Below are 25,066 nucleotides of genomic sequence, written 5' to 3'. Positions count from 1 at the left end.
CCCGGCTGGTTCGATTGCCGTAAAACTCTCCAACCATGCGCCGCCTTCACCCCGGAGCCGATCCGTCGGAGTGGACTCCCGCTGAAACAGACTCTAAAGCTTAAGCATCACGCAGCTTGTGCGTCACCACGTTCTCGAAAATGTCGTCGCGGTCCTCGAGGTCTGCGGCCGTCGCCGTGTTGTACTTCTCCCGGGCCTCCTCGACCTGGCCGGCGAACAGGGACAACACCATACCCATCTGCCGCGCCTGCTCGAGCTGCTCGGGATCGGCGGCCTCCAGCAGCTCCTCGATCAGCTTCTCGGCCAACTGCCGGGCTTCGTCAGCGGTCTGGGCTTCTGCCACGAAGTCGCTCCTCGATTAGTTCTCTTATCTTTCTCTTCTCTGCCTCTTCTCTGCGAAACCGATAACACTTCAACTATATCGGCAAAGGCCCCGCGGGTCAAGGCGCCGAAGCCGATGAGCCGCGTTCGCGCTCGATGCGCCGCCGCTTGCGCCTGTCCAGCCAGCGGCCGATGGGGCCTTCCCGGGTGAAGAAACGCAGCACCGCCGAGACCACGCCGCGGGAGGTTATGCCGATATCGTTGACGGCGCGGTAGATGAAGATCGACGCCAGCCCGAGGAAGATGATATTGGGCAGCCACATCGCCAGCCAGGGGTTGAGGTCGCCGCCGTCGCCCAACGCCTCGCCGCCCACCAGGCAGACCCAGTAGAAAAAGAAGAAACCGATCGACGTCACGAAACCGATACCCTTGCCCTTGCGGCGGATCATCACCCCCAGCGGCGCGCCGAGGAGGACGAAGCTGATGCAGGCGAAGGAGATGGAGTACTTCTTGGCGATCTCGAGTTCGTATTTATCCATCTGGCTGCGCAGTGTCCGATAGCGCGTCGCCAGGTAGCGCTCCTCCCGGGCCAGGCGCTCGGCGACGGTCAGGGTGGCGGTGATCCCCTCCGGCGAGTGCGAGCGGTCGATGATCGCCTCGGGTCGGACGATCCCGGCGGTTGCGGCCTCCTCCTCCGCCTCGCCAGCTTCAGCTTTCTCGCCGTTATCCTCGAACAGCTCGATCGGCGGTTTGTCGGTGCCGGAGCGCTGCATCGCCAGGTGCTGCTCCAAGGGGTCGATGTAGAGGCCGGTCCCCGGAGGTGGAGCTCGGCCGTCGTCATCTTCGGCCGCGGGGGCGTCCTCGAACGTCGCGCCGATCTCGGCCTCGCGCCCCTCCTCCAGGCTCCCCGGCAGGCTGAGCTCGGCCAGGGGCGTACGGTCGGCGAAATCGATCTTCTCCGGTCCCGGCTTGTCGCCGTGTTTGGCCGAACCCGGGGTCATCTCGCGCTGCTCGAGGGGCTCGCGGATGTTGTATATCTGGCGGATCTCGCTCGGGGTGTAGCCCCCGGCGGCCAGGGTCAGATTCTGCAGCAGCTCGTGGCGCGGGGTCAACTCCTCCCCGGCCAGCATCTGCCGCTTGCGGATCTGCGCCGCCCGCGCCAGCATCGCCCGGTCCAGATCGAACTCGTTGACCTTGGCCTCCATCATCGCCACGGTCATCTCACGATCCGAACGCAGCAGACGCTCCTCGCGCTTGAGCTCCGTGTCGGCGTCGATGTCGATGGTGTAGTCGTCGAAGTGCAGAATCCGGAAGGCGTCGGAACCCATCGGCTTGATCTGGATCTCGCCTTCCTCGAGGTACAGCCGGATATAGCCGCCCTCGCCCGTCTCGATGCGTCCCCGGGCCGCGGTGACGATCTTCTCCAGTCGCCCGCCCCGGGGCATGTTGATCCGCACCCCCGCCATCTCCATCGAGCGATCGTCCAACTGCTCGATGTAGATCAGGTAACCCGGGAAGTCGTTGATGAACACACCCTCACGCAGGTTGATGTCCGGACGCTTGTTCTGGATGTCGTAGAGCAGGTTCTTGAAGTCGTGGTTGGCCTCGGGCAGCACGCGATCGTTGAAGAAGAACATCCCCACGGCGAAGACCACGGCCAGGGCCAGGCTGGGGACCATCAGCGAGAGGAAGCTGGTCCCCGTGGCCTTCATCGCCGTAATCTCCGAATCCGCCGACAAGCGACCGAAGGCCATCAACGTCCCGACCATCAGGGCCATCGGCACGTCGTAGGCCAGCACGGCCGGCAGGTAGAGAACGAATAGCTCCAGGGCGAACTGGGCCGGCACGCCCTTGTTGAGGATCAGCTCCATCATGCGGAACACCTGGCCCAGGATCAGCACCAGGGTGGCCACCACCAGGGCGAAAAGGAAGGGGCCGATGTGCTCGCGCAGGATGTAGCCGTAGAGCCGCCAGGGGACGGCCAGGCCGCGTCCTTCCACACGCTTGAGGGTCAGCTCGCTCACGGTGCTCCGCTGAAGCTGGATTCGTAGTTCATGATAACCCCTCGACGGGGCCGAGACAAGTTGGCCTCAGGCCAAGACCCGGCCCAGATTGACACCGCCGATGATACCACCCAAGCCCAGGACGTTCTGGACCACGATGTACCCCGCCGCCCAGAGCCAATCCCCGCTCTGACCCAAACGCAGTGCCTCCAGGATCACCGCCGAGAAGGTGGTGAAGGCGCCGAAGAAACCGATCAGAATGATGCTCGAAGTATGAGCGTCCCACTGCCAGCGCTCGGCCGCCAATTCCACCACTAAACCTACGAGGAAACAGCCGAGGAAGTTGACGATGATCGTCGGCCAGGTGAAACGGCCCGCAGGCAGCCGGCGCAGGGCCAGCAGCAGGCCGAAGCGGCCCAGAGTGCCCGCGCCGCCTGAGGCGAAGAGGAGCAGGACTTTCTTCAGCAGGGTCAAAGATATGCTCCTCGTCAAACGGAATACGCAAACCACCGGCAAGCCTTGGCGGGTTTCCGGCGACTATAGCATCGCCGTCGACCACGGGGCAAGGCGATACCCAGACCAATCCATCCCGCGGTTTCGCCCCGGGCGGGAGACCTTTGCGCGACTCGCCCGCGGCCGTCAACCAGCCCCGCCCCGGCCCCCGGAACTGGCACGGTTTTTGCGGAGGCGGACCGTTACAGCCGTGCTAACGGTCGCCGAGATGCAAAAACCGTGCCAGTTCCGGGGGCCGGCGGCTGTGGAGCGTGCGGGGTGTTCGGCAAAGGTCTCCCGCCCGAAGACGATAACCCGGCAACTCTGTTATACTTTTACCCATGCCGCAGGAGCGCCTACAGAAGCTGATCGCCCGCGCCGGGGTCTGCAGCCGCCGAGCCGCCGAGAAGCTCATCGAGGCCGGCCGGGTGAGCGTCGACGGCGTTCCGGCGAGCCTGGGCGATAAGGCGGACCCGGAGACCCAGACCATCGAACTGGACGGCAAACCCCTCGAACTGCCCGAGGATTACCACTACCTGGTCTTCTACAAGCCCCGGGGGATCATCACCAGCCTGGAGGACGAGAAGGGCCGGCGCGACATCGGCGACCTGCTGAAGAGCTACCCGCGCCGGGTCTTCCCGGTGGGGCGGCTGGACCGGGACAGCGAGGGCCTGCTGCTGCTGACCGACGACGGCACCCTGGCCGCCCGGTTGCTCCACCCGCGCTACCACGTGATCAAGCGGTATCTGGTGACGACACGCGGCCGGGTGACCAACAAGCATCTGCGCGAGTTGGCCGCCGGGGTCGAGCTGGAGGACGGCCGCACCCTGCCCGCCGGGGTCAAGCTGCTGGAGCGCGCCGGCGACAAGACCCGTTTCTACATCGACCTTTACGAGGGCCGCAACCGCCAGATCCGCCGGATGTGCGAGCACCTGGGCTACCGGGTGCTGCGGCTCAAGCGGATCAAGTTCGGCACCCTGGAGCTCAAGGACCTGGAGCCGGGCCGCTGGCGCAGGCTGTCGCCGGGCGAAGTCAAGCGGCTGCGTGAGGAACTGCGCGGCGCCGGCAAGGGCCTGCGCCGCTTCGAGCGCCGGGGCGGCGGAACCGGCGGCGGCTGAGTGGTCGCGGTCCGGTTGACACTGCGCCGCGCCGGTTAGTACAATCGCCCCCCTCGACCAAGGGAGAAACGATGCCCTTCTATCAGCATAACGGCAACAGTCCCCTCGACCAGGGCTGCCTCTACGTGGCCCCGTCGGCCGACATCATCGGCGACGTCGAGCTGGGTCCCGAGGTCAGCGTCTGGCACGGCTGCGTTCTGCGCGCCGACCTGGCGCCCATCGTCATCGGAGCCAACTCCAACGTCCAGGACCTGACCGTCGTCCACGTCGACAAGGACGCTGCGACGATCATCGGCCGCGACGTGACCATCGGTCACCGCGCCGTACTGCACGCCTGCCGCGTCGGCGACGGCAGCCTGATCGGCATGGGAGCGATCATCCTCGACCACGCCGAGATCGGCGCGGGCTGCCTGATCGCCGCCGGGAGTCTGATCCCGCCGCGCAAGAAGATCCCCGCCGGCTCGATGGTGATGGGCGTCCCCGGCAAGGTCGTGCGCAAGCTGTCCCCGGAAGAGATCGAGGGGCAGCGTCAACACGCCCAGGGCTACATCGAGTTGGCCCGCAGCTACCTGACCCCCTAAAGAGCCACGAGCGCCCCGGCGGGGCGCGGGAGATCAAATGGCCAAGCGACGCAAAGCCAAGCACATCAAGGCCGACGACAGCATCAGGGAACTCCAGGCCGACGGCGCCCCCAAAGGCGACGACATCGGGCATTACTACGAAGAGGCCGACCTGCTGGACAAGCGGCGGCGCCGGATCGTCGTCTGGGGCCTGATCGCCGGTATCCTGCTGGTGGCCGCCATCGTCTACCTCTTCGTCTTCGCCGGCGAGGAGCCCGTCTCCGAGACCGCCGAGGTCCTCGGCCGGGGCATCCAGATCTACGGCATGGCCTTCGAGGGCGAGGTAAAGCAGGTCGACGGCCAACCCCAACGCGTCGAGCCGACACCCGCGGAGCGCGACAAACACCTGGCCGACGCCCTGGTGCTGTTCAACCGCGTCGCCGAGGATCCGGGCTCCGACTTCGATCGCGACACGGCCACCCTCTATATCGGCCTCTGCGCCCTGCACCGCGGCAACCTCGACGAGGCCCGGCAGAAACTCGAACAGGTCAGCCAGAGCGCCTTCGAGCCCCTGGCCCTCCAGGCCCGCTTCACCCTGGGCTCCGTCCATCTCGAGCGCGAGCAGTTCGCGCCGGCCCTGGAGATCTACCGCGAGCTGGCCGCCGGCGACAGCTACCTCGCCCCCGCGGCCAAGATCGAGCAGGCCCGCATCCTGGCCCTCCAGGGCGAGAACGGCGAGGCCGAGGAGCTGCTGCAGAGCGTCGTCGACGAGGGCGAAGAGGACGACCCCTTCGTCCGCCGGGCTCAACACATCCTCGATACCGGCGAGTACCTGACCTCCCTGGTCGACCTGATCCCCATTGAGCCCATCGCGACCGACACCGCCGACGAAGCCGTCGATGAGCTGCCCGGTGAGCTCAGCACCGAGGACCTGGCCGGACTCGAAGAGCTGGACTTCGGCCTGCTCGATGCCGGCGGCGAAACCGAGGCTCCCGTCACCCCGGACGGCTCTGACGACCAGAATCCCGACGAGAACGAAACCGGGGACGAGGGTTAACGGCCGCTGCCGAGCAGCCCGCCGATCCGACCGCCTGAACCGACTGCCCGACCCGGGGGAGGCTTAGCGCCTCCCCCGCTTGCCAACGCTCGGCTTCGACCCCGCGGCCCGACGATTGTCCCCCCGAGAAGGCCGCAGTCTTAGTCAAAAAGACAGCGCTTGACGGTTGACGGCGCGCCCCCGCAGCTCCTATGCTATACTAAAGATGAACGGAGCGGCGTGCCGAAGACACGTCCTAAGCCATTGTTAAAAGAAGCTTTAGAGCTTTATCACAGGAGGCTGCAGTGCCTGAGCTCCGCCGTGATCCGATTATCGGTCGCTGGGTGATCATCTCTTCCGAGCGGGGGAAACGCCCCAGCGATTTCGCCACCGAACCCGAAGAGTCCAGCGCAAAGGGCTGCCCCTTCTGCGAGGGCAACGAGGGCAAGACCCCGCCCGAGATCTTCACCGTCAACCAGCCGGGCAACGACGAACGCCAACCCAACACCCCGGGCTGGCAGGTCCGCGTGGTGCCCAACAAGTTCCCCGCCCTGCGCATCGAGGGAGAACTCGACCGCCGGGGCGTCGGCATGTTCGACATGATGAACGGCATCGGCGCCCACGAAGTGATCATCGAAACGCCCGACCACGCCCAGCGGCTCCACGACCTGCCGCCCGAGCTGGTCCAGCACGTGGTCACCGCCTACCGCCAGCGGATCGTCGACCTGACCCGGGATTCCCGCTTCCGCTACATCCTGGTCTTCAAGAACGAGGGCAGCGCCGCCGGAGCCTCACTCTCCCACTCCCACTCCCAGCTCATCTCCACGCCGATCATCCCCAAGCGCGTCACCGAAGAGCTGGAGGGATCCAAGATCTACTACGGCTGGAAGGAACGCTGCGTCTTCTGCGACATCATCAAGCAGGAACTCAACCAGGGCCAACGGGTCATCTGCGAGAATGAAAAATTCATCTCCCTGGCCCCCTTCGCCCCGCGCTTCCCCTTCGAAACCTGGCTGCTGCCCAAGGACCATCGCCCCTTCTTCGAGCGCGACAACGACCTGGCCATGCTCTCCGCCCTGCTGCGCGAAACCCTCAAGCGCCTCTCGGTGACCCTCTCCAGCCCACCCTACAACTTCCTCATCCACAACTCGCCGGTCAACTGCCGCGGCACCGACCTGCTGGCCTACCACTGGCACATCGAAATCATGCCCAAGCTGACCAAGGTCGCCGGCTTCGAATGGGGCACCGGCTTCTACATCAACCCCACCAAACCCGAAGACGCCGCCAAATACCTGCGCGAGGCCGATATCAGCGAAAGCGCCGAAACGGGAAACAACTGATCCCCAGCACGCCCGAACAACAGCTAAACACGGCGGGGTCCAGCGACCCCGCCGTCCGTCAACACGACCCCGCAATCCCGTCACCTCACCAACCACGGACCGGGAAACACGCCGCCGGAACCGGCACGGTTGTTGCGGAGGCGGACCGTTAGCAGTATCCGTCACGGGCGCCGAGATGCAACAACCGTGCCGGTTCCGGCGGCGCGGCGGCTCGGGCCGCCCGGACCTGCGGGTGGGTCGTGTTGACGGACGGCGGCGGCGATGGAAACAAAAAGGGTAAAAATACGGTATAATACCGGGGAACTAATCGTCCAGCGATAAACCGGCCGCCGTCGACGGTGGCGGCCTCACCTGTCAACGGGGTAAACGCATGCGCAAGACTTTGAGCGTACTGATTCTGGCTTTGCTGATCACCACGCCGGTGCTGGCCCGCGAGGCCGTCCGGGTCGAGCTGGACAACGGCCTGACCATCGTGGCCTTCGAGAACGAGCTCAACCCGACGGTGACCATGCGGGTCTACGTCAAGACCGGCGGTGTTTATGAGGGACGCTTCCAGGGCGCCGGCATCAGCCACTTCTACGAACATCTCCACGGCGACGCCACCACGGGGCGCAGCAAGGCCGAGATCGATACCTGGGACGAATCCCTCGGCGGGGCCTCTAACGCCTACACCTCGCGCACCCACACCTGCTACCACCAGACCACGACGACGGACAGCTTCGACAGCCTGGTGGAGTTGATGGCCGAGACCCTGCTGCGTCAGGACTTCAACGAGGAGATCATCGCCAGCCAGCGCGGGATCATCCTCAAAGAGATCAACATGAACAACGACGAGGCGGACACCCGCAACTGGTACCGCTTCCAGCACACCATCTTCGGCGACTCCCCCGCGTCGGACCCGATCCTGGGCTACCCGGACCTCTTCCGGGCGGTGACCGAGGAGGATCTGCGCGAGTATTACGCCGAGCGCTACACCCCGGACAAGATGGTCATCGTCGTCGGCGGCGATCTGCCCCTGGAGCGGATGGTGGACAAGGTGGCGGCGGAGTTCGGCGACGCCGCGGCTTCGGGCGTTCCTTTGCCCGGGGTCCCCAGGCCGGAGCAGCTCTCCGCCCCGCGTTACGCCGTCGAGTACACCACCTTCAACGAGGCCTACCTCAGCTTCGGCTTCCGCACGGTACCCCTGTGGGCCGAGGATCTCTACGCCCTCGACGTGCTGATGAACCTGCTGGAGCGCGGCCGTTCCAGCCGCTTGTATCAGGCCCTCAAGGAGCAACGCTCCCTGGTGTCCTCCTTCTCCGTCTCCAGCTACACCCCGACCTACGACGCCGGCCAGTTCACCATCAGCCTCGCCGGCGAAGCCGATCGCATCCTCGAGGCCTACAACACGGCCTACGCCGAGGTACTGCGCCTGACCGAGGAGTTGGTGGACGAGGAGGAGCTGGAGCGGGTCAAGAACGGTTTCCTGGCCGACTACGTCTTCGCCGGCGAGGAGCTGACCAGCCAGGCCTCCCGCCTGGGCTACGACGCCCTGCTGGGCGATCTGGAGTTCAGCGAGGGTTACATCGCGGGCTGCCGGGCGGTGACCGCCGAGGAGCTGCGCGAAGCGGCCCGGCGCTACTTCCGTCCCGACAATCTCTACCTGGCCGTCAACTGGCCCGTCGAGGCCGGTGAGTTCGACCTCTCCCTGCTGGCCGACCCCGAGCGGCTGGAGCTGGTGGAGAGCGCCCCGGTGGCCGAGGTCCACGGCCTGGAGGCTTCGCTGGAGGGCCGCGGCGAGGTCGTGCCTGGACAAGCCGACACCTACTTCGTCTATCGCGAGCGCGGCCCGGCCGAGCAGCTACCCCTGGAAACCGACTATTCGGCCGTCAACGACCTGGCGCGGGATTACCCGCCGCGTTACGAAATCGATCTCGGCGGTGAAGGCGACGTCGGCGAGCTCGAGCTGTTCGAGTTCGACAACGGCCTGCGCCTGTTGGTCCTGGAGGACTCCAGCGTCGGCAGCGCCACGGTGGGCGCCCTGGTCGGCGGCGGCTACGCCGTCGAGCAACCCGACGAGGAGGGGGCCTTCAACTTCATGATGCGCGCCCTGCTCAAGGGTACCGCCGACTACACGGCCGAGGAGCTCAACCTGGTCCTGGAGCAGCGCGGCGGCTTCATCGGCGCCGGCAGCTACCGGGACTACGGCTCGGTCAGCGCCAAGGTGCTGGCCCGGGACCTGCCCCTGGCCCTGGAGCTGGTCAGCGGGGTCCTCCTCGAGCCGACCTTCCCCGTCGACAAGGTGGAAAACCTGCGCCTCAACCTCCTCGACGAGTTGGCCGCCGAGGCCGACAGTCCCTTCACCCAGGCCTACCGCGAGGCCAAGGCCGCCTTCTTCGGCGAGCACCCCTACGCCCACCACCAGAGCGGCAACCTCGAATCCATCGATACCTTGAGCCGGGAGCGCCTGATGGAGTACCATCAACAGAGTGTGCGTCCGGAGAACGTCGTGTTGACCGTCGCCGGCGCCGTCGAGGCCGACGAGGTCCGCGAACTCGTCGCGGGACTGTGGGATGGGATCCCCAAGGGCTACCTGGGGCTGGAGCTCCCCGGAGCGCCTAACTTCCCGGCCCGGGACGGCGAGACGGCCCTGCCCACCGAGCGGGAGCAGACCGTCCTCTACTGGCTCTGGCCCGGGCTGGAACTCGACGATCCCCGCCGCTTCGAGCAGGACCTGCTGGACGCCGTGCTGTCGGGCATCTACCTGCCCAACGGCCGGCTGCACTTCGCCCTGCGCGGCGCCGGACTGGTCTACGCCGTCCACGCCTTCCCCCTGGCCGGAAGGGTCCCGGCGGCCTTCGCCCTCTACCTGGGCACGGAGCCCGGCAAGGTCGCCGAGGCTCGAGAGATCGTCGATCGCGAACTCGAGCGCATCAGCACCGAGCCCGTACCCGACGACGAGCTCGAGCGCGGCAAGAGCATGCTGACCGTCTCGCGCTACGTCTACGATCTGTCGACGGCGGCGGCCCGCCTGCAGCAGGCCGCGGTCAACGAGCTCCTCGGCGTCGGCTATGACTTCGACAGCGACTACATCGACGAGATCGAGGAGCTGGAGGCCGACGAGCTGATGGAGTTCGCCGCCGAGCTCTTCGCCCAGCCCCACCTCTACCTTCGCTACGGCAACGAATGACAGCAATCGGGAGCAGACGATGCCTGAGGACAAACCGCGCCAAGACAACAACCGCCTGATCCTCCCCCTGCGCTGGCTGATCCGCCTGGCCGTCGTCGGCCTGGTGGTGGTGATCTTCTTTGCCGCCGCCGAGCTGCAGGGCATCCCGCACTTCCGCGATTTCGACAGCCGGGTGGTGGTGCTGGGTTTCGACGGCGTCGATTCCGACCTGCTCGAACGCTACATGGAGGAGCATCCCGAGCGCTTCCCCAACCTCTGGGCCCTGCGCCGCGAGGGCAGCTACAGCCCAACGCTGCCCCCCGCACCCTCCCAGAGCCCGGTCTGCTGGTCCAGCTTCACTACGGGCTCCAACCCCGGCAAGCACGGCATCTACGACTTCCTCCTGCGCGATCCCCAGACCTATACCCCCTTCTATTCGATGGTCGAGGAGATCGCCGAAGCCGAGTTCCTCTGGGGACTGATCCCCATCCAGATGCCCAAGGTCGAGTGCCGCCAGCGCGGCGTCAAGTTCTACGACGTCGCCGATGAGGCCGGGGTCCATCAGGCGCTGATGCAGCTCCCGGTGACCTTCCCCTCGCCCCAGATCGCCGGCGAAAGCCTCTCCGGTCTCGGCGTGCCCGACGTGCGCAAAACCCAGGGCACCTTCTACTACTGGGCCGAGGACCTGCCGCCCAACGTCGAGGCCAACACCGAGTTCGGCGGCATCCTGGCCAAGCTCAAGCTGGAGCGCGACGGCTCCTTCGACTTCCGTATTCCGGGCACCCCCAACCCCGTGGTCCTCGATCGCCAGCGCGAGCTGCTGCACGATCAGCAGTTCCGCGCCCTGACCGCCGAAGAGCTAGAGTATCTCGAACAGAACCCCGATATCATCATCGAGGCCTCCGGGCGCCGTCTGGACGACGGCCGCATCACCCTGGAGATCGACGACCAGCAACTGACCCTGGGCGAGAACGAATGGAGCGACTGGCTGGAGTTCGACTTCGAGGCCAACGCCCTGATCACCGTCCACGGTATCAGCAAACTCAAGGTCCTCTCCGCCGACCCGCTGCGCATCTACCTGCACCCGATCACCTTCGATCCCCGCGACCCCCTCGTCGACATCAGTTGTCCGGGCGAGCTCTCCCGCGAAGTCGCCGAGGAGGCCGGCCTCTACTACACCCAGGGCTGGGCCATCGACACCTTCAGCCTCTCCGAGAACCGCATCGACGAGGCCACCTTCATGGAAAACCTCTGGGACGCCGCCGACCAGCGGCTGGCCAACGCCCGGTACCTCTTCGAGGAAAAGGAACCCGAGCTGATGCTGGCCGTCTTCCAATGCACCGACCGTGTCCAGCACATGATGTGGCGCTTCATCGACCCCAACCATCCGATGTACGACGCCGAGTTGGCCGCTGAGTTCGAGGACGCCATCCTCGAGGTCTACGCCTTTATGGACGAGGTAGTCGGCTGGTTCCGCGAGCGCCTGGAGGATGACGACGTCCTGATGGTGCTCAGCGATCACGGCTTCGCCTCCTTCCGCCGCAGCGTCAACCTCAACACCTGGCTGGTCGAGAACGGCTACATGGTACTCAAGGAAGGCTTCGGCTTCGGCGAGGAGTTCAACCTCGAGGACCTCTTCGGCGGCCAGGGCTTCTTCTTCCCCGGCGTCGACTGGTCCAGGACCCAGGCCTACTCCCTCGGCCTCAGCGGCATCTACGTCAACCTCGAGGGTCGCGAGACCCAGGGCTCCGTCAGCCCCGAGGACTACGACGCCGTCGTCGACAGCATCCGCCGCGACATGCTCGACCTCCACGACACCAACCCCCCCGTCGGACCCCGACCGACCAGCGAGGGCGACGTCGTCTACGCCGTCGACGACCCCGAGGCCCCGGAACCCGTACCCGTCTTCGTCGATGTCTACCGCGGTGACGAAATCTACCACGGCGACGCCATGGAGTACGCCCCCGACCTGATCGTCGGCTTCAACGAGGGCTACCGCGTCAGTTGGCAATCCTGCCTGGGCGGTCTGGAGCAGTACACCCTCAGCGACCAGGTCAAGCGCTGGAGCGCCGACCATTGCGGCGTCGCCCCCGACGTGGTCACCTCGATCCTGTTCTGCAACCGCGAACTCGACCTCTCCGCCGGCCGGCCCCGGCTGATCGACCTGGCGCCGACGATCCTCGACTACCTGGGCCTCGAAGTGCCCGAGGCGATGGACGGCAGGAGCCTGGTTTCCGCCGGTCCCTGAACCGCAATCAACTACTACGAACGATTACGGGCCGACAGCCGTCGGCCCTTCTCTTTATGGGATCACGTAACGGCAACGGGCCAATCCAGTTCTATGATCCGTTCCTAGAAAGGCAGCCGGAAGCAAACCGGTCAAGCCCCTTGATTTGTGTTGTTGCGGCAGAGCTCGAGGGGCGTCAATGTCGTCAAACCGAACCCAACAACCCGGACCTGTATGCTCGACTGCCGGCACTGCTGATCCCATCAGCGAGCATCTAGCCCTATACCACTCAACACCAACCAGTTAGAACTGATAATCGCCCGCTGTCGAAAGCCGTCGGTAAAACCGACGACGACGACGTCCCCCAGCAGCCCTCCCCGCGATTTGAAACAACGGTCTCCACTCCCGGCGCTATGGTCCAGAAGCGGCGAGATGCCTCCCTGCTTGTCCTCAAGCCGCTATCCCGCAACGCCTCCCCGCAACGTCTCCATACGGCGACCAGCGGTGGGGGCAGCGACGAGTCATAGAGGGCCGGCGGGCTTGTTGCCCGCGGGCCTTCCGGGAAGGAAGGCCCGCGGAATGCAAGAAGCATGCCGGCCCGGTGGATGGCCCTCCGTGATAAACATCAGCAGAACACCCCGTGCCGATAGAGCACCCAGACCCCGATCAAGACCAGCACGATGCCGCCGGCCAGTTCGGCCCAGCGGCCCAGATCTGTCTTCCGGCCGATCAGCGCCCCCAGGTGAAGGCCCCCGACGGTGAACAGACCGGCGACGAGCCCGATGACCAGCGCCGGCAGCCAGATACTCACCCCGAGCAGCGACAGACTCAGGCCCGCCGCCAGGGCGTCGATGCTGGTGGCCAGCGACAACAGCACCAGGGACCAGCCCCGGGTTGGTTCATAATCCCAACGCTCTCCGTCGGCCGCGCCGCCGCGCCGGGACTCGACGATCATCTTGCCGCCGATCAGCAACAGCAAGCCAAAAGCCACCCAGTGGTCGAGGGCGGCGATCAGGCGGTAGACGGCCAGCCCGACGGCCCAGCCGACGATGGTCATCAGGGCCTGGAAGAAACCAAAATGCCAGCCCAGGCGGAAGGTCTGGCGGCAATCGACCCGCCGCAGGGTCACCCCGGCGGCGACGGCCACCGCCAGGGCGTCCATCGCCAGCGCCACCGCCAGGGCCGCGATCTCGAAAACACTCAGCACCGTTACCTCCCTAAAGGCCGAGTATAATCCTTAGGCATCATGTAACCTGAGCGGACCAATTGAGCAGTGCATCCTGCGGGTAGTCGAGCGCGTTTTCGTCGTCACGATGCTTGAAGCGGAACGACCCTTCTCTGATACAGCGCCTGAAGTTGCCTTTAAGCCGCCGTGAGCGGCCTTTAGCCGTCGTTTGGCGTAGCCCCGGGAGCTCTCGAGGCCGTTGCTTGCCGTCAACCCGTGTCTTGTCATGCTTGATCCGCTTGTGGTGTAAACCGTTGAGCGACAGTTTCGTCCAGGCCCGCCGGCCGTCGGCATAGCGGGGTAGACGGTCGGGTCGAGCGCGGCCTGGCGAGGGGCGGCGCGGCGCTCCCTTGGTCGATTGTAAGTCGATTGTAAGTCGATTGTAAGTCGATTGCACCTTTGGCTGCTGTTTTAGCGGATACGCCGACCGCCCTGGCCGCGGCGGCCGTCGGAACGCGCAGCCATAATAAGCGAGCTATCTCTTTTTGCTTCTCTTGAGATAGGTTTGCAAGATAGCTTTGCATATCTTGGTCGATGGGCATAATTCTTTCCGTAATTCTTGCATTTACATCTGCCGTCGGCCAACTTATAGTGCGTTCTATGGTTACATTTTGGGCAACAACTGGGCCGGTCGGTTGCTCGGTTTTCCGCCACTTGTTGATCGCCTTTTCGTGGCAGAATATCACAGCCCATCCCGGATGTTAACAGCAGGTTACAGACAGGTAGCGGTCCGAACACGGTAGACGATCCCCATCTTTATTCCGCACAGCGGCAATCCACCGCCCCCTTGCCATACCTCCGGCTTCCTGCTATATTGTCCACATCAAGATCAGCCGTTCGCGACACCCCAACCCCGACGCGCACCAACGAAGTCGCCGCGGAGACGTCGCCACGGAAAAGTAACAAAACCCCAACGGGAGCCGCCCTACATGTTCAACGCGTAGCCCAACCGACGGAGGGTGGGCTGGATGAGGGGTCGCTGTAACGGGCCGACCCAAAACCACCAGGCCACCCACCGCATCCACCGCCCGTAAACCAGCGGGCGGGTTGGCCTGCGCGAGCTTCAACCACAATCGAGCAGCAACGGGATGGGTATCCGTCGGTCCGCGCCACGCGCACCGACGGCTTTTTTCCATCCCGGCGCCGACGATGCGGCATGGGGTGGTAAACAAAAAAACCGCAGGGGCCGGCGCAGGTTATTGCGCCGCCGACCCGGCCCCGCCGGGTCGGCCGGCCTGCAATAACTGTGACGGCCCCGGGGGGAGCCCGGCGCTCAGCGCAACCCCGGAAAAGGAGAAAGGAGTGCGGATGCTGAAACTGCAAGGGATATCCAAGAGCTTCGGCCACCGTCTCGTGCTCGACGACCTGGAGCTGGAGGTCGGCCGCCGGGACCACCTGGCCTTGATCGGCGAGAACGGCGGCGGCAAATCGACCCTACTCAAAATTATCAGCGAGCGCCTGGAACCCGACGCCGGCACCATCCATCGGGCCGCCGACGTGCGGATCGCCCTGCTGGAACAGGGGGCCTTCGCCGAGGAAGCGCCCGACGATCGCCGGCTGCTGATCCGCGGCCTCGAGCGCCTGCAACCCGGCTTGGGCCGTTTATGGCTGCGCGGTCTGGAGGGCGACACCGCCGCCGTCGACGAACTGGTCAACCGTCGGGGTTATGAGCGCGCCGAGCGGCTGATCCGCCTGGCCGGGCGGCTGGGTCTGCCCGAGAAGCGCCTCGACGCCCCGGCGCTGGAGCTCTCCGGCGGAGAGCTGGCCCGTTTCGACCTGGCCGTCCTGCTGGCCGCCGAACCCGACCTGTTGCTGCTCGATGAACCGACCAACCACCTCGACCTCGAGGGCCTGCGCCAGGCCGAAGCCCTGCTGGCCGAACTCGACGCAGCCTTCATCGTGGTCAGCCACGATCGGGACTTCCTCGACACCGTGGCCGACGAAACCCTGGAGCTGGAAGACGGCGGACTGCGGCGCTACCACGGTGGCTACAGCGCCTACCGCGAGCGACGGGACGCCGAGCTGGCCGCCGCCTGGGAGGACTTCCACCAGGCCAAGCGCGAGCGGCGGAAGCTCCTGGCGGGGATGAACCGCCGCCTGGGCATCGTGCGCACCATCGAGGGCCAGGGCGGCGGCTTCGCCGGCACGGCTCACGCCAACCGCCGCGGCTCGATGTACTACGACCGCAAGGCCGCCAAGCTGAGCAAGACGGTCAAGGTCGTCCAGCGCCGCATCGCCGAGATCGAACAGGAACGCTTGACCCCGCCCAAGTCCTACACCCTGCACATCCGCCCGCCCCTGGGTCCGGCGGCCCGCTCGGGCGAGGTCGCGGCCTACGCCCGCGACCTGCGCTTCGCCCACCCCGGCGGCCCCGAACTCTTCGCCGGTCTGGACTTCACCCTCTACCGGGGCCGCCGGCTGCGCCTCGCCGGTCCCAACGGCAGCGGCAAGAGCACCCTGCTGCGCCTGCTGACCGGCGAGCTCCAGCCCACCGGCGGCGAGTGCGGCCTGGGCGCCAATGTCCAGGCCTTCCACGCCGATCAGCGGACCCTCGGCCTGCCCACCGACGGCACGGTCTGGCAGACCGTCCGCGCTAGAACGACGGCCGAGCGGCGGGAGATCCGGCACCTGCTGGCCCGCCTGCTGTTCACCGGTGAGAGCATCCACACCCCGGTCAGCGAACTCTCCGGGGGTGAGCGGGCCCGGCTGTTTCTGGCGCTGATCTGCCTCGGCGGGGCCAATCTGCTGCTCCTCGACGAGCCCACCGCCCACCTGGACTTGAAGAGCATCGAGGCCCTGGAGAAGGCCCTGGACGCCTACGAGGGCAGCCTGCTCTACATCAGCCACGACCGGGCCTTCGGGCGACGCCTCGGCGGCCGTGTTCTGCAACCCGCCCCAGCGGATCGACCAGTTCGGCACGATTCTTGCACATAAAAATGGGGCGCCCCGTTGGGGCCGGATACGCCGCCCGGGTGTGCCGATTAGGCAGACCTGCCACCGTCGTACCGTCAATCTGTCCCCCGGAGGCAGCCATCGACGAACGGCTCGCACAAATACTGCGTCACAGCGTCAAGAGCGTCCGGGGCGGTTTCGCCGCCGCCCTGTTCGAGGACAGCGGGATCATGGTCGGCGCCTGGACGGAGGCGCGGGGCTTCCGCCCCGACACCGCCGCCGACGCCTTCGTCGAGGCCCTGCGCGTCGCCCGCCGGGCCAGCGACGAAGCGGGCACCGGCGACGTCCAGCAGTTGATCATCGAAACCTCCAGCGCCCGGCTGTTGATCCATCACCTGGCCGAACACTACGTCGTCGGCCTCGGCCTCGACCGCGACGGCAACCTCGGCCAGGCCCGGCTGGCCCTCAAGCGCCTGGACGACGACCTGAAACCCTTACTGGAGAGGTAACCCCAGCGATGAGCGATGAACGCACCAACGAAGAGCGTCCCGCGGCCGCCGCCGACGAGTCGGTGGAACAAAGCGGCGCCGATCAGGAAACCGCAGGCTCCGCCGAAGCCGCCGAGCTGGCCGAGAAGTTGGCCGAGCTTAACGACCGCTACCTGCGCCTGGCCGCCGAGTTCGACAACTACCGCAAGCGCCGCGCCGACCGCGATCGCCAGCAACGGCTGAGCGCCTTCCGCGAGCTGCTGGAAAGCGTCCTGCCCGCCGTCGACGATCTGCACCGCGCCGTCGAGCACGAGGCCCAAGACGCCGAGACCTTCCGCGCGGGCCTTCACGCCGTCATCGACAAGCTGGACCACGCTCTGGCCAACCTGGGTGTCGAACGGCTGAAACCTCTCGGCGAGGACTTCGATCCCCAGCTTCACGAATGCCTGGCCACCGACGACCAGACCGACGCGGAGCCGGGTACCGTGACCGCCGTCTTCGCCGACGGCTACCGCCTGGGCGATGTGTTGCTGCGCCCGGCCAAGGTGGTCATCGCCCAGCAAAGCGACGAAAACCCGACCCACGCCGATGAGTAAGGACTACTACCAGATTCTGGGCATTCCCGAGGACGCCTCGACGGAGGACGTCAAGCGCGCCTACCGCGAGCTGGCCAAGAAGTACCATCCCGACCGTAACAAGGGCGACGCCGACGCCGAGCGCCGCTTCAAGGAGGTCGGCGAGGCCTACGACGTCCTCAAGGACCCGGAGAAACGCAAGCAGTACGACACCATCCGCCGTTACGGCGGGAATTGGGACCCGCGGACGGGCGGTTCCGGCGGAGCCCGGGGCGGACAGGGCCACGGCGGCTTCACCTGGACCAGGGACTTCGGCGGCCGGGGCGGCTTCGGCGCCGGCGGACTGGGCGATCTGCTGGGCGAGATGTTCGGCTTCGGTCGCTCCGCCGGACGAAACCGCGCCCAACCGCGCAGCACCACCGGCGAGGACCTGACCCTGACCGTCAGCGTGGACTTCGAGCTGGCGGCCAGGGGGGGCAAGATCCGCGTCAAGGTCCCCGCGGGCGGCCAGTGTCCCATGTGCAAGGGCTCCGGCGGCAAACCCGGCACCGACTGGGGCGACTGCCCTCAGTGCAACGGCAGCGGCCGCTTGACCTCGGGCCAGGGCGGTTTCGGCATCAGCCGCACCTGCCCACGCTGCCTCGGTCGCGGCGTCGTGCCCACCGAGACCTGCCCCAAATGCAACGGCACCGGCCGGGCGCCCTCGGACACCGCCGTGGCGGTCAAGATCCCCGCCGGTATCAGCGAGGACCAGAAGATCCGCCTTCCCGGACGGGGCCGGCCCGGCCGCAACGGCGGTCCCGCCGGCGACCTCTATATCAAGGTCCGCGTCAAGCCCCATCCACGCTTCGAGCGTCGGGGTGTCGACGTCTACACCACCGAGGAGATCCCGCTGACCACCGCCGTCCTCGGCGGCGAGGTCTGCACCGCCACCCTCCACGGCGAGGTCTGCGCCAAGGTCCCCGCCGGCACCCAGCCCGGCGCCAAGCTGCGGCTGAAGAACAAGGGTATCCACAACGAGCGCAGCGGCCGCCGCGGCGACCACTACGTCCGGCTCAAGGTCCACCTGCCCAGGAAGCTCAGCGTCGAGCAACGCAAACTGTTCGGCAAGCTGGCCGAGACCTTGTAAAGCCTCCCCCGTCCTTGACAGCTTCGCCGCCCTCTGGCACAATACTCCTCCGTCGTCACCGACGGCGGCGAAATTCACGATCCTCGGTAGCTCAATGGTAGAGCAATCGGCTGTTAACCGATTGGTTGCTGGTTCGAGTCCGGCCCGAGGAGCCACGGGACCCCCGCGGGGGTCCCGTTTTTTTCGGGGGATTATCACCTAACTATGACCGAGCTATGACCAAGCGCGAAGTCTGCTCCTGAGAATGGATAGCGTGTTATCGGCGTCTCGAGGGTTGAAGCGGAACGATCTTTCAGGGATGAAGAGGCCGAAGCTCTGCTCGGCTGTTTGCCGTCGCCGGCCATCGACCGGGGTCTTGTCGTCATTGAGGCCCCGTGGTGGAAGCCGTTGATTTACAGTTTCTTATAGACCCGCCGGCCGTCGGCGTAGCGGTGTAGCTGGTCGGGTCCAGCGCGGCCCGGCGAGCGGCGGCTCGGACGGTCGGGACACCGAGGCGCAACAGACAGGCTGTCTCGCCGCGTTTTTTCCGGCGGCGGCGCGTTGCGGCACCCCGGGGACGACGCTTGAACGGCTTGCCGCGACCCTCGCCTTTTGACGTCCCTCGGCGCGCCGCTCCCGCGATCCGCTCCGCCCCGCCACATTGCCCGCCGCGTCGCTGGCGGGTTGACGGACCCGTTCACGCCGCTGGAAGAACCCAACTGCAACAGCTGATGTTCAACTCCTGTGATGCTCCCTGCTAGTTTCGCTGCCGGCGCCGCCGGGCCGGAGTTACGATGCCGTCGTAACTCCAATGCTGCGGAGCAGCACCGGCACCAGCTTCCCGCCCGAGGTCCTCGGTTGACGACCGCGGGCGGGAAAAGCGCCGATCCTCTGTTTTCGGCGGTTCGCACCCGTCTGAGGTTATGAACACCGGGCGGCTGGGGACAGCCGCTCCTACGGGGTTCTCGATGGCGTGCGACGCGCCCCTGCAGGGGCGGGATTGTAATCCAGCCCGCGACGAGGTCGGGGGATTCATCCCACGCCCCGCCCAACAGGGTCATCTACACGCAACGGGCCGCGCAGATACCGGTGAAACAGTGCAACGCTGGCGGCGAATGGACAGCCCTGTTAAAATGACAATCGAGGAGAAACCGTCGGAGGAACGCATGCGACCCGTAGCGAGCACCGAAGAGATCCGCCGGCTGGACCGCCTGACCATCGAAGAGGACGGGCTGCCCGGCGCGGCGTTGATGGAAAACGCGGGCCGGGCGGTTGCCGCCGCAATCCTCGAGCGCTTCCCCGAGTCGCGGTCGGGCGCGATCGTCATCCTGGTGGGCAAGGGCAATAACGGCGGCGACGGCCTGGTTTGCGCCCGGCATCTGGCCGGCGCCGGTGTCGAGCCGCTGATTTTCAAACTGGGAGACCCGGCGGAGCTGAGCGGGGAGGCGGCGCTCAACTGGCGGGTCTGGACGGCCGGGAACCGCGGCGCCCGGCTGATCGAGGGCGAAGAGGATCTGGACGAGCTGCGCCGGGCCCTGGCCGGGGCGCGCGTGGTGGTCGACGCCCTGCTGGGCGTCGGGGTGACGGGTGCGCCGCGGGGGCTGTTCGCCCCGGTCATCCGGGCCGTCAACGAGTCCGAGGCCTACGTTATCGCCGTCGATGTACCCTCGGGCCTGGACGCGGAAACGGGGGCGGCGGAGCTGGCCGTCGATGCCGAGTTGACGCTGACCTTCGCCGCGCCGAAGACGGGGCTCTTCCTGCCGCCGGGCTACCGCCTGACCGGGGAGATCATCACCGTGCCGATCGGGATGCTGCCGGAGCGCTTCGCCGGGCTGCGGACGTTCTACGCCGAGCCGGGGGACGCGGCGCCCTACTTCGCCCCGCCGCCCCTCGACGCCCACAAGGGCGAGCGCGGAAGGGTGGCCGCCCTGGCGGGCAGCCGGGATTATTCGGGGGCGGCGGCCCTGGTCTGCCTGGCGGCCTCGCGCTCCGGCGCCGGACTGGTCAACCTCTGCACCACCTCCGGGGCGCTGAACCTGATCAAGCAGATCATGCCGGGGGTGACCTCGACGGAGGTCACCGGCGAGGCGGGCCGGGTGTCGCCCTTCGCCTCGGAGGTGATCCTGCGGACGCTCAACGCCGCCGACGCCGCCGTCGTCGGTCCGGGGCTGGGCAACGACGTCAACGTCAGCAAGCTGCTGCAGGCCGTCCTGCCGCACCTCGAGGTGGCGGCGGTCATCGACGCCGACGGGCTCAACGCCGCCGATACCGAGCTGCTGTCCCGGGTCGATCCGCCCCACGTGCTGACACCGCACCCGGGGGAAGCCGGGCGACTGCTGGGGCGCAGCGCCGCCGCGGTCAACGCCGACCGCCTGGGCGCGGCGCGGGAGCTGGCCGAACTCACCGGCGCCGTCTGCCTGCTCAAGGGCTACCGCAGTATCGTCGCCGCCCCCGACGGCACGGCCTGCTTCAACACCACCGGGGACTGGCGGATGGCCGTCGGCGGTTCCGGCGACGTGCTGGCCGGCGTCATCGGCGCTCTGCTGGCCCGGGGCCTCGAGCCGTTCTCCGCCGCCGTCGCCGCCGCCTACCTCCACGGCCTGGCCGGCGAGCTGGCCGCGGGCGGCTGCGGCGACTGGAGTGTCGCCCCGACCGACATCCTCGAACACCTGCCCGCGGCCGTCGCCGCGGCGCGTGACGCGGAGACCCTCCGATGAACGAACCCCGAGCCCGCTTCCTCGTCGGTGAACAGGTGTTTCTCTCGCCCGTGGACGAGGCCGACCTCGAGCTGTACGTCCGCTGGCTCAACGCCCCCGGCGTGCGCGAGAACCTGATGATCCAACGCCCGCTGACGACGATGGCCGAACGGGAATGGCTGGACACGCTGGACAAGCGCGGCGACATCGTCTTCGGCGTCCGCCGCCTCGTCGACGACGCCCTCATCGGCAACACCGGACTGCACCGGGTCAATGACATCGACCGCCACGCCGAATTCGGCATCTTCATCGGTCCGCCGCAAATGCGCCGCAAGGGTTACGGCAGCGAGGCCGTCCGGCTGACCCTGGCCTACGCCTTCGATGTGCTCAATCTGCACCGGGTCTGGCTGCGCTACTACGCCCACAACGCCGGGGCCGCCAAGGTCTACGAGGACTGCGGCTTCGTCCACGAAGGCGTGGCCCGCCGGGCCCACTGGTACACCGGAGCCTGGCACGACGAACACCTGATGGGCATCCTGGCCGAGGAGTACTATACGGCGCGGGACGCTTGAACACCGAGTCTGCCACTGCGCCAACAGGCCGGGTCGCGCGACCCGGCCTGTTGGCGATAACGGCGACCTTTGAAAAACACCCGGAGCGCCCTGCGGGGGGGCCGGCTCGGTCCAACGACCGGCCGGAACCGGCACGGTTTTTGCGGAGGCGAACCGCTATCCTCGCTTCAACGGTCGCCGAGATGCAAAAACCGTGCCGGTTCCGGCCGCCTGGGCTCACCGGTGCGCACCTGCTGTTTTTCAAAGGTCGCCGGACGGGACAATGGCGGTCGACTCCGTCATGTCATTGAATGAAGGGCGGTTCGCCAAGCAGATCCTTCTCGCGCTCCAAGGCGCTGTTGAAGCGCTGGATCAATGCGCCGACGGCGTTGAGCTTGCGCCCCGACCAGCCCGCCGAGGCCTTGCGCTCCTTGCAGATATCGAAGGAGACCACGGCCACCAGCTCGCCGCGGTAGCGGATCGGCCCGGCGACGATGGCCACCAGACGCTGCAGCACCTCGAGGATGCCCAGCACCGAGCCCGAGATCAACCGTAGTCCCGGTGGCAGCAGCTCCTTGGCCGTGTCCTTGTTCAACTCCCGGATGTCATCGGCCACCAAGCTCTCGATGATCCGCGCCGAGACCTTCTCGCCCAGGGAACTCTTGACGCCGGCGGCCAACCACTCCAGCTCCGTCGTATAGACACGGTTGCGCTTGACGTTGAAGCAGGCCCGGCTGACGTCCAATTCCGGACCCAACAGGTCCAGGAAGCGTTGGATCAACTCGACTGCTGACAGCTCGTCTTCGGACACCAGGGATTCGACACGCCGCCTGAGCGCGCCGCTGACGATTGAAACAGGCATTGGGGCACCTCCGAAACAAGTTATAGTTTGAGCGAACACGCTGCTCGACAGTCGAGGCGAGCTAGTCCATGCCCCGCTCTAGAACGAGTTACGTCAACGAGCGGCACTACCGTGTGTTCAGCGGCCCAGAGCCTTGATCCGGCCGAAACTCACCGGCACGACCGCCCAGGCGACACCCTCCAGGGTGGGAATGACGTGGGGACCGAGAACGTCGTAGCCCTCCTGATTGGGGTGCAGACCGTCGCCGTCGTGGTAGGCCGTCGGCAGTTGACCGTCACCGTCGGCGATCCAGCTATAGTAATCCATGCATGCCCACCCCTCGGCGTCGCACCAACCGCGCACCCAGTTATCGAACTCGATGATGTCCTCTAGCTGGGCCTGGGTATGACCGCCGTAACCGACATCGATGGGCAGGGTTGTCGCCGGTACCGGCACGGCGTCGATCGAGATGCAGAAATCGGCGATGTCTTCCATGAAGCCCTGTATCGCCGGCATGTCCGTATCGCCGCCCTCGTCGAAATAGGCCCCGCACTCCTTGAAGACCACAATGTCCGGCTCCAGGGCGGCGATGTCCCCGAAGACAGACTGTTTATCCGGCCCGAACTCGATAATCTTGTGGAAGTCGTAGTCCGGGAAGAACTGCCCCTCCGTCGGATAGTAGAAGACCTCGGTGATCGACGCGCCGAGAAATACGACGACGGCGTCGTGCAGATCGGCCCGTCCGCCGCCCCGGGAACCGGCGCCGCAGACCGCGGCCAGGCAGATAAGGACCGCCGTTACCTTACGCATCGCCCTGCCTCCCTGTTGGATGGTTCTCTCACCCGTATTGTAGCAAAAGGGGGGGGCGCCGGGTAGGGAACGCCCGGACGAGACCTTTGAAAAAACCGGAGCGCCCGGCGGCAACCTCAGGCTGATGAGCGGCCGGAACCGGCACGGTTTTTGCGGAGGCGGACCGTTATCCTCGCTCCAACGGTCGCCGAGATGCAAAAACCGTGCCGGTTCCGGCCGCTCGTCGGGCCTAAGCATCCGCCGCAGACTCGGCGGTTTTTCAAAGGTCTCGTCCGCGGTCGGGTTGATCAAAACACAGGGCCCCGGGGGGCCCTGTGTTGGTTGCGCTGAACGGCAGCGGGTTTAGACCCAGCCGCGCAGGCGGACGTTGTCGGCGACGCGCTTGACCGAGACCAGGTAGGCGGCCGTCCGCATATCGATGTTCTTATCCTCGTGCATGTCGTAGACGGCGTGGTAGGCCTTGGTCATCTTGTCGTCGAGCTGACGGTGGATCTCCTCGAGGGGCCACCAGTAGTTGTAGGTACCCTGGACCTGCTCGAAGTAGCTGACGGTCACACCGCCGGCGTTGGCGAGGAAGTCGGGGATGACGTGGACGCCGTTTTTGTGCAGGATCTGGTCGGCCTCGGGGGTGGTGGGGCCGTTGGCCAACTCGCAAGAGATCTTGCACTTGATCTTGTCGGCGTTCTTGCTGGTGATGACGTTCTCCAGGGCGGAGGGGTAGAGGATGTCGACTTCGAGTTCGAGGAGCTCTTCGTTGGTGATCTTCTTGTCGGCCTTGGGGAAGGTCGTCACGGTGCCGTTTTCCAGCTTCCACTTGACGATTTCCCTGGGGTCCATGCCGGCCTCGACGTAGATACCGCCGCGGGAATCGCTGACGGCGACGAGCTTGCCGCCTCCGAGGACCTCTTCGTGGAGGGTGGCGGCGAACTGGCCGGCGTTACCGAAGCCCTGGATGGAGTAGGTGGCCTTGGAGGGATCGATGTTCTTCTTCTTGCAGGCTTCACGGACGGTGTAGATGCCGCCGCGGGCGGTGGCGTCGCCACGGCCCTGGGAGCCGCCGACGGGGATCGGCTTGCCGGTGATCACGGCGGGGTGGGAGCGGCCGACGATGGTCTCGTACTCGTCCATCATCCAGGCCATGATCTGGGGGGTGGTGTAAACGTCGGGGGCGGGAGAGTCGCGATGCTCGCCGAGTTCACGGGCCATCACGCGCATCCAGCCGCGGGCCAGCCGTTCCTTCTCGCCCTCGCTCATCTCCTTGGGGTTGCAGGTGACGCCGCCCTTGCCGCCGCCCAGGGGGATGTCGACGACGGCGGTCTTCCAGGTCATCCAGGCCGCCAGGGCGCGCACGGTGTCGATGGTCTCGTCGGGGTGCCAGCGCAGGCCGCCCTTGTTGGGACCGCGGGCGTCGTTGTACTGGACCCTATAGCCATGGAAAACCTTGGTCGAACCGTCATCCATCTTGACGGGGATGGTGAACTTGTACTCGCGCCGCGGCCAGCGCAGGAAATCGCGCATGGGCTGTTCGAGTTCGAGCAGTTCGGCGGCGTGATCGAACTGCGACTGGGCTATCTTGAAGGGATTGAGTTCTTCGGCCATCGAGTTTCTCCTTGGCTGTTGATGGGTGATGATGCA

Annotated in this window: 19 protein-coding genes and 1 tRNA gene; 13 read left to right on the top strand and 7 right to left on the bottom strand. The window is 66.3% G+C overall.

The window, feature by feature from the left end; all coding sequences use genetic code 11:
* Window positions 1–100: 100 nt before the first annotated feature.
* The 3 genes from GF399_00375 to GF399_00365 form a co-directional block, all read right to left on the bottom strand.
* Window positions 101–343: a hypothetical protein gene (locus GF399_00375; GenBank protein ID MBD3398770.1), complete on the bottom strand. Its 243-nt coding sequence runs from the start codon at window positions 341–343 to the stop codon at window positions 101–103.
* Between the two features lie 97 nt (window positions 344–440).
* Window positions 441–2,366: an LptF/LptG family permease gene (locus GF399_00370; GenBank protein MBD3398769.1), complete on the bottom strand. Its 1,926-nt coding sequence runs from the start codon at window positions 2,364–2,366 to the stop codon at window positions 441–443.
* Window positions 2,367–2,411: 45 nt separating this feature from the next.
* Window positions 2,412–2,840 carry a chromosome condensation protein CrcB gene (locus GF399_00365; protein ID MBD3398768.1) on the bottom strand — a complete coding sequence of 143 codons (429 nt, stop codon included), beginning with the start codon at window positions 2,838–2,840 and terminating at the stop codon, window positions 2,412–2,414.
* Window positions 2,841–3,157: 317 nt separating this feature from the next.
* On the opposite strand from GF399_00365, the gene GF399_00360 reads away from it, so the two are divergent.
* The 6 genes from GF399_00360 to GF399_00335 all read left to right on the top strand — a co-directional run bounded on the left by GF399_00360 (window position 3,158) and on the right by GF399_00335 (window position 12,266).
* Window positions 3,158–3,934, top strand: a complete 777-nt coding sequence (locus tag GF399_00360) for a pseudouridine synthase (GenBank protein ID MBD3398767.1) — start codon at window positions 3,158–3,160, stop codon at window positions 3,932–3,934.
* Window positions 3,935–4,005: 71 nt separating this feature from the next.
* Window positions 4,006–4,515 (top strand): gamma carbonic anhydrase family protein, encoded by a 510-nt coding sequence (locus GF399_00355; GenBank protein ID MBD3398766.1) that lies wholly within the window; start codon window positions 4,006–4,008, stop codon window positions 4,513–4,515.
* Window positions 4,516–4,552: 37 nt separating this feature from the next.
* On the top strand, window positions 4,553–5,551 hold the full coding sequence (locus GF399_00350) for a tetratricopeptide repeat protein (protein MBD3398765.1): 999 nt from the start codon (window positions 4,553–4,555) through the stop codon (window positions 5,549–5,551).
* A gap of 284 nt (window positions 5,552–5,835) precedes the next feature.
* Window positions 5,836–6,870: a galactose-1-phosphate uridylyltransferase gene (gene galT, locus GF399_00345; protein MBD3398764.1), complete on the top strand. Its 1,035-nt coding sequence runs from the start codon at window positions 5,836–5,838 to the stop codon at window positions 6,868–6,870.
* Window positions 6,871–7,240: 370 nt separating this feature from the next.
* On the top strand, window positions 7,241–10,039 hold the full coding sequence (locus GF399_00340) for a hypothetical protein (protein MBD3398763.1): 2,799 nt from the start codon (window positions 7,241–7,243) through the stop codon (window positions 10,037–10,039).
* 19 nt (window positions 10,040–10,058) lie between these two features.
* Window positions 10,059–12,266 (top strand): hypothetical protein, encoded by a 2,208-nt coding sequence (locus GF399_00335; protein MBD3398762.1) that lies wholly within the window; start codon window positions 10,059–10,061, stop codon window positions 12,264–12,266.
* A 604-nt stretch (window positions 12,267–12,870) separates the two neighbouring features.
* On the opposite strand, the gene GF399_00330 is transcribed toward GF399_00335, so the two are convergent.
* Window positions 12,871–13,407, bottom strand: coding sequence for a manganese efflux pump (locus GF399_00330; GenBank protein ID MBD3398761.1), 537 nt, complete (start codon window positions 13,405–13,407; stop codon window positions 12,871–12,873).
* Window positions 13,408–14,619: 1,212 nt separating this feature from the next.
* On the opposite strand from GF399_00330, the gene GF399_00325 reads away from it, so the two are divergent.
* From GF399_00325 to GF399_00295, 7 genes are all read left to right on the top strand, one after another.
* Window positions 14,620–16,404, top strand: a complete 1,785-nt coding sequence (locus tag GF399_00325; GenBank protein MBD3398760.1) for an ATP-binding cassette domain-containing protein — start codon at window positions 14,620–14,622, stop codon at window positions 16,402–16,404.
* A gap of 38 nt (window positions 16,405–16,442) precedes the next feature.
* Window positions 16,443–16,871 carry a hypothetical protein gene (locus GF399_00320; GenBank protein MBD3398759.1) on the top strand — a complete coding sequence of 143 codons (429 nt, stop codon included), beginning with the start codon at window positions 16,443–16,445 and terminating at the stop codon, window positions 16,869–16,871.
* Between the two features lie 8 nt (window positions 16,872–16,879).
* Window positions 16,880–17,446 carry a nucleotide exchange factor GrpE gene (gene grpE / locus GF399_00315; protein ID MBD3398758.1) on the top strand — a complete coding sequence of 189 codons (567 nt, stop codon included), beginning with the start codon at window positions 16,880–16,882 and terminating at the stop codon, window positions 17,444–17,446.
* The gene (gene dnaJ / locus GF399_00310; GenBank protein MBD3398757.1) at window positions 17,373–18,554 is read left to right on the top strand and encodes a molecular chaperone DnaJ; all 1,182 of its coding nucleotides are present in this window, start codon (window positions 17,373–17,375) and stop codon (window positions 18,552–18,554) included. Before grpE ends, dnaJ begins: the two co-directional genes overlap by 74 nt.
* An 80-nt stretch (window positions 18,555–18,634) precedes the next feature.
* Window positions 18,635–18,709, top strand: a tRNA-Asn gene (locus GF399_00305).
* 747 nt (window positions 18,710–19,456) lie between these two features.
* Window positions 19,457–21,250, top strand: coding sequence for an NAD(P)H-hydrate dehydratase (locus GF399_00300; GenBank protein ID MBD3398756.1), 1,794 nt, complete (start codon window positions 19,457–19,459; stop codon window positions 21,248–21,250).
* Window positions 21,247–21,801, top strand: a complete 555-nt coding sequence (locus GF399_00295) for a GNAT family N-acetyltransferase (protein MBD3398755.1) — start codon at window positions 21,247–21,249, stop codon at window positions 21,799–21,801. The genes GF399_00300 and GF399_00295 overlap by 4 nt, the downstream gene beginning before the upstream one ends.
* Window positions 21,802–22,084: 283 nt before the next feature.
* Here GF399_00295 and GF399_00290 read toward each other — a convergent pair whose 3' ends face one another.
* The 3 genes from GF399_00290 to GF399_00280 all read right to left on the bottom strand — a co-directional run bounded on the left by GF399_00290 (window position 22,085) and on the right by GF399_00280 (window position 25,030).
* Entirely contained in the window at window positions 22,085–22,642 is a 558-nt protein-coding gene (locus tag GF399_00290; GenBank protein ID MBD3398754.1) for a hypothetical protein, read from the bottom strand.
* Window positions 22,643–22,759: 117 nt separating this feature from the next.
* Entirely contained in the window at window positions 22,760–23,668 is a 909-nt protein-coding gene (locus tag GF399_00285; GenBank protein ID MBD3398753.1) for a hypothetical protein, read from the bottom strand.
* A 105-nt stretch (window positions 23,669–23,773) separates the two neighbouring features.
* Window positions 23,774–25,030 (bottom strand): glutamate dehydrogenase, encoded by a 1,257-nt coding sequence (locus tag GF399_00280; GenBank protein ID MBD3398752.1) that lies wholly within the window; start codon window positions 25,028–25,030, stop codon window positions 23,774–23,776.
* Between the last annotated feature and the right edge of the window lie 36 nt (window positions 25,031–25,066).

The organism is Candidatus Coatesbacteria bacterium (assembly GCA_014728225.1).
Classification (GTDB): Bacteria; RBG-13-66-14; RBG-13-66-14; order RBG-13-66-14; family RBG-13-66-14; genus WJLX01.
This window is presented reverse-complemented; position numbering and strand designations above follow the sequence as displayed.

Bases quoted from the DNA above. Each gene is read 5' to 3' on its own strand.
- GF399_00360 (MBD3398767.1), top strand. From the start codon at position 3,158: ATGCCGCAGGAGCGCCTACAGAAGCTGATCGCCCGCGCCGGGGTCTGC.
- dnaJ (MBD3398757.1), top strand. From the start codon at position 17,373: ATGTGTTGCTGCGCCCGGCCAAGGTGGTCATCGCCCAGCAAAGCGACG.
- GF399_00335 (MBD3398762.1), top strand. From the start codon at position 10,059: ATGCCTGAGGACAAACCGCGCCAAGACAACAACCGCCTGATCCTCCCC.
- GF399_00350 (MBD3398765.1), top strand. From the start codon at position 4,553: ATGGCCAAGCGACGCAAAGCCAAGCACATCAAGGCCGACGACAGCATC.
- GF399_00325 (MBD3398760.1), top strand. From the start codon at position 14,620: ATGCGGCATGGGGTGGTAAACAAAAAAACCGCAGGGGCCGGCGCAGGT.
- GF399_00300 (MBD3398756.1), top strand. From the start codon at position 19,457: ATGAACACCGGGCGGCTGGGGACAGCCGCTCCTACGGGGTTCTCGATG.
- GF399_00285 (MBD3398753.1), bottom strand. From the start codon at position 23,668: ATGCTTAGGCCCGACGAGCGGCCGGAACCGGCACGGTTTTTGCATCTC.
- GF399_00280 (MBD3398752.1), bottom strand. From the start codon at position 25,030: ATGGCCGAAGAACTCAATCCCTTCAAGATAGCCCAGTCGCAGTTCGAT.
- GF399_00340 (MBD3398763.1), top strand. From the start codon at position 7,241: ATGCGCAAGACTTTGAGCGTACTGATTCTGGCTTTGCTGATCACCACG.
- grpE (MBD3398758.1), top strand. From the start codon at position 16,880: ATGAGCGATGAACGCACCAACGAAGAGCGTCCCGCGGCCGCCGCCGAC.
- GF399_00295 (MBD3398755.1), top strand. From the start codon at position 21,247: ATGAACGAACCCCGAGCCCGCTTCCTCGTCGGTGAACAGGTGTTTCTC.
- GF399_00330 (MBD3398761.1), bottom strand. From the start codon at position 13,407: ATGGACGCCCTGGCGGTGGCCGTCGCCGCCGGGGTGACCCTGCGGCGG.
- GF399_00290 (MBD3398754.1), bottom strand. From the start codon at position 22,642: ATGCCTGTTTCAATCGTCAGCGGCGCGCTCAGGCGGCGTGTCGAATCC.
- GF399_00355 (MBD3398766.1), top strand. From the start codon at position 4,006: ATGCCCTTCTATCAGCATAACGGCAACAGTCCCCTCGACCAGGGCTGC.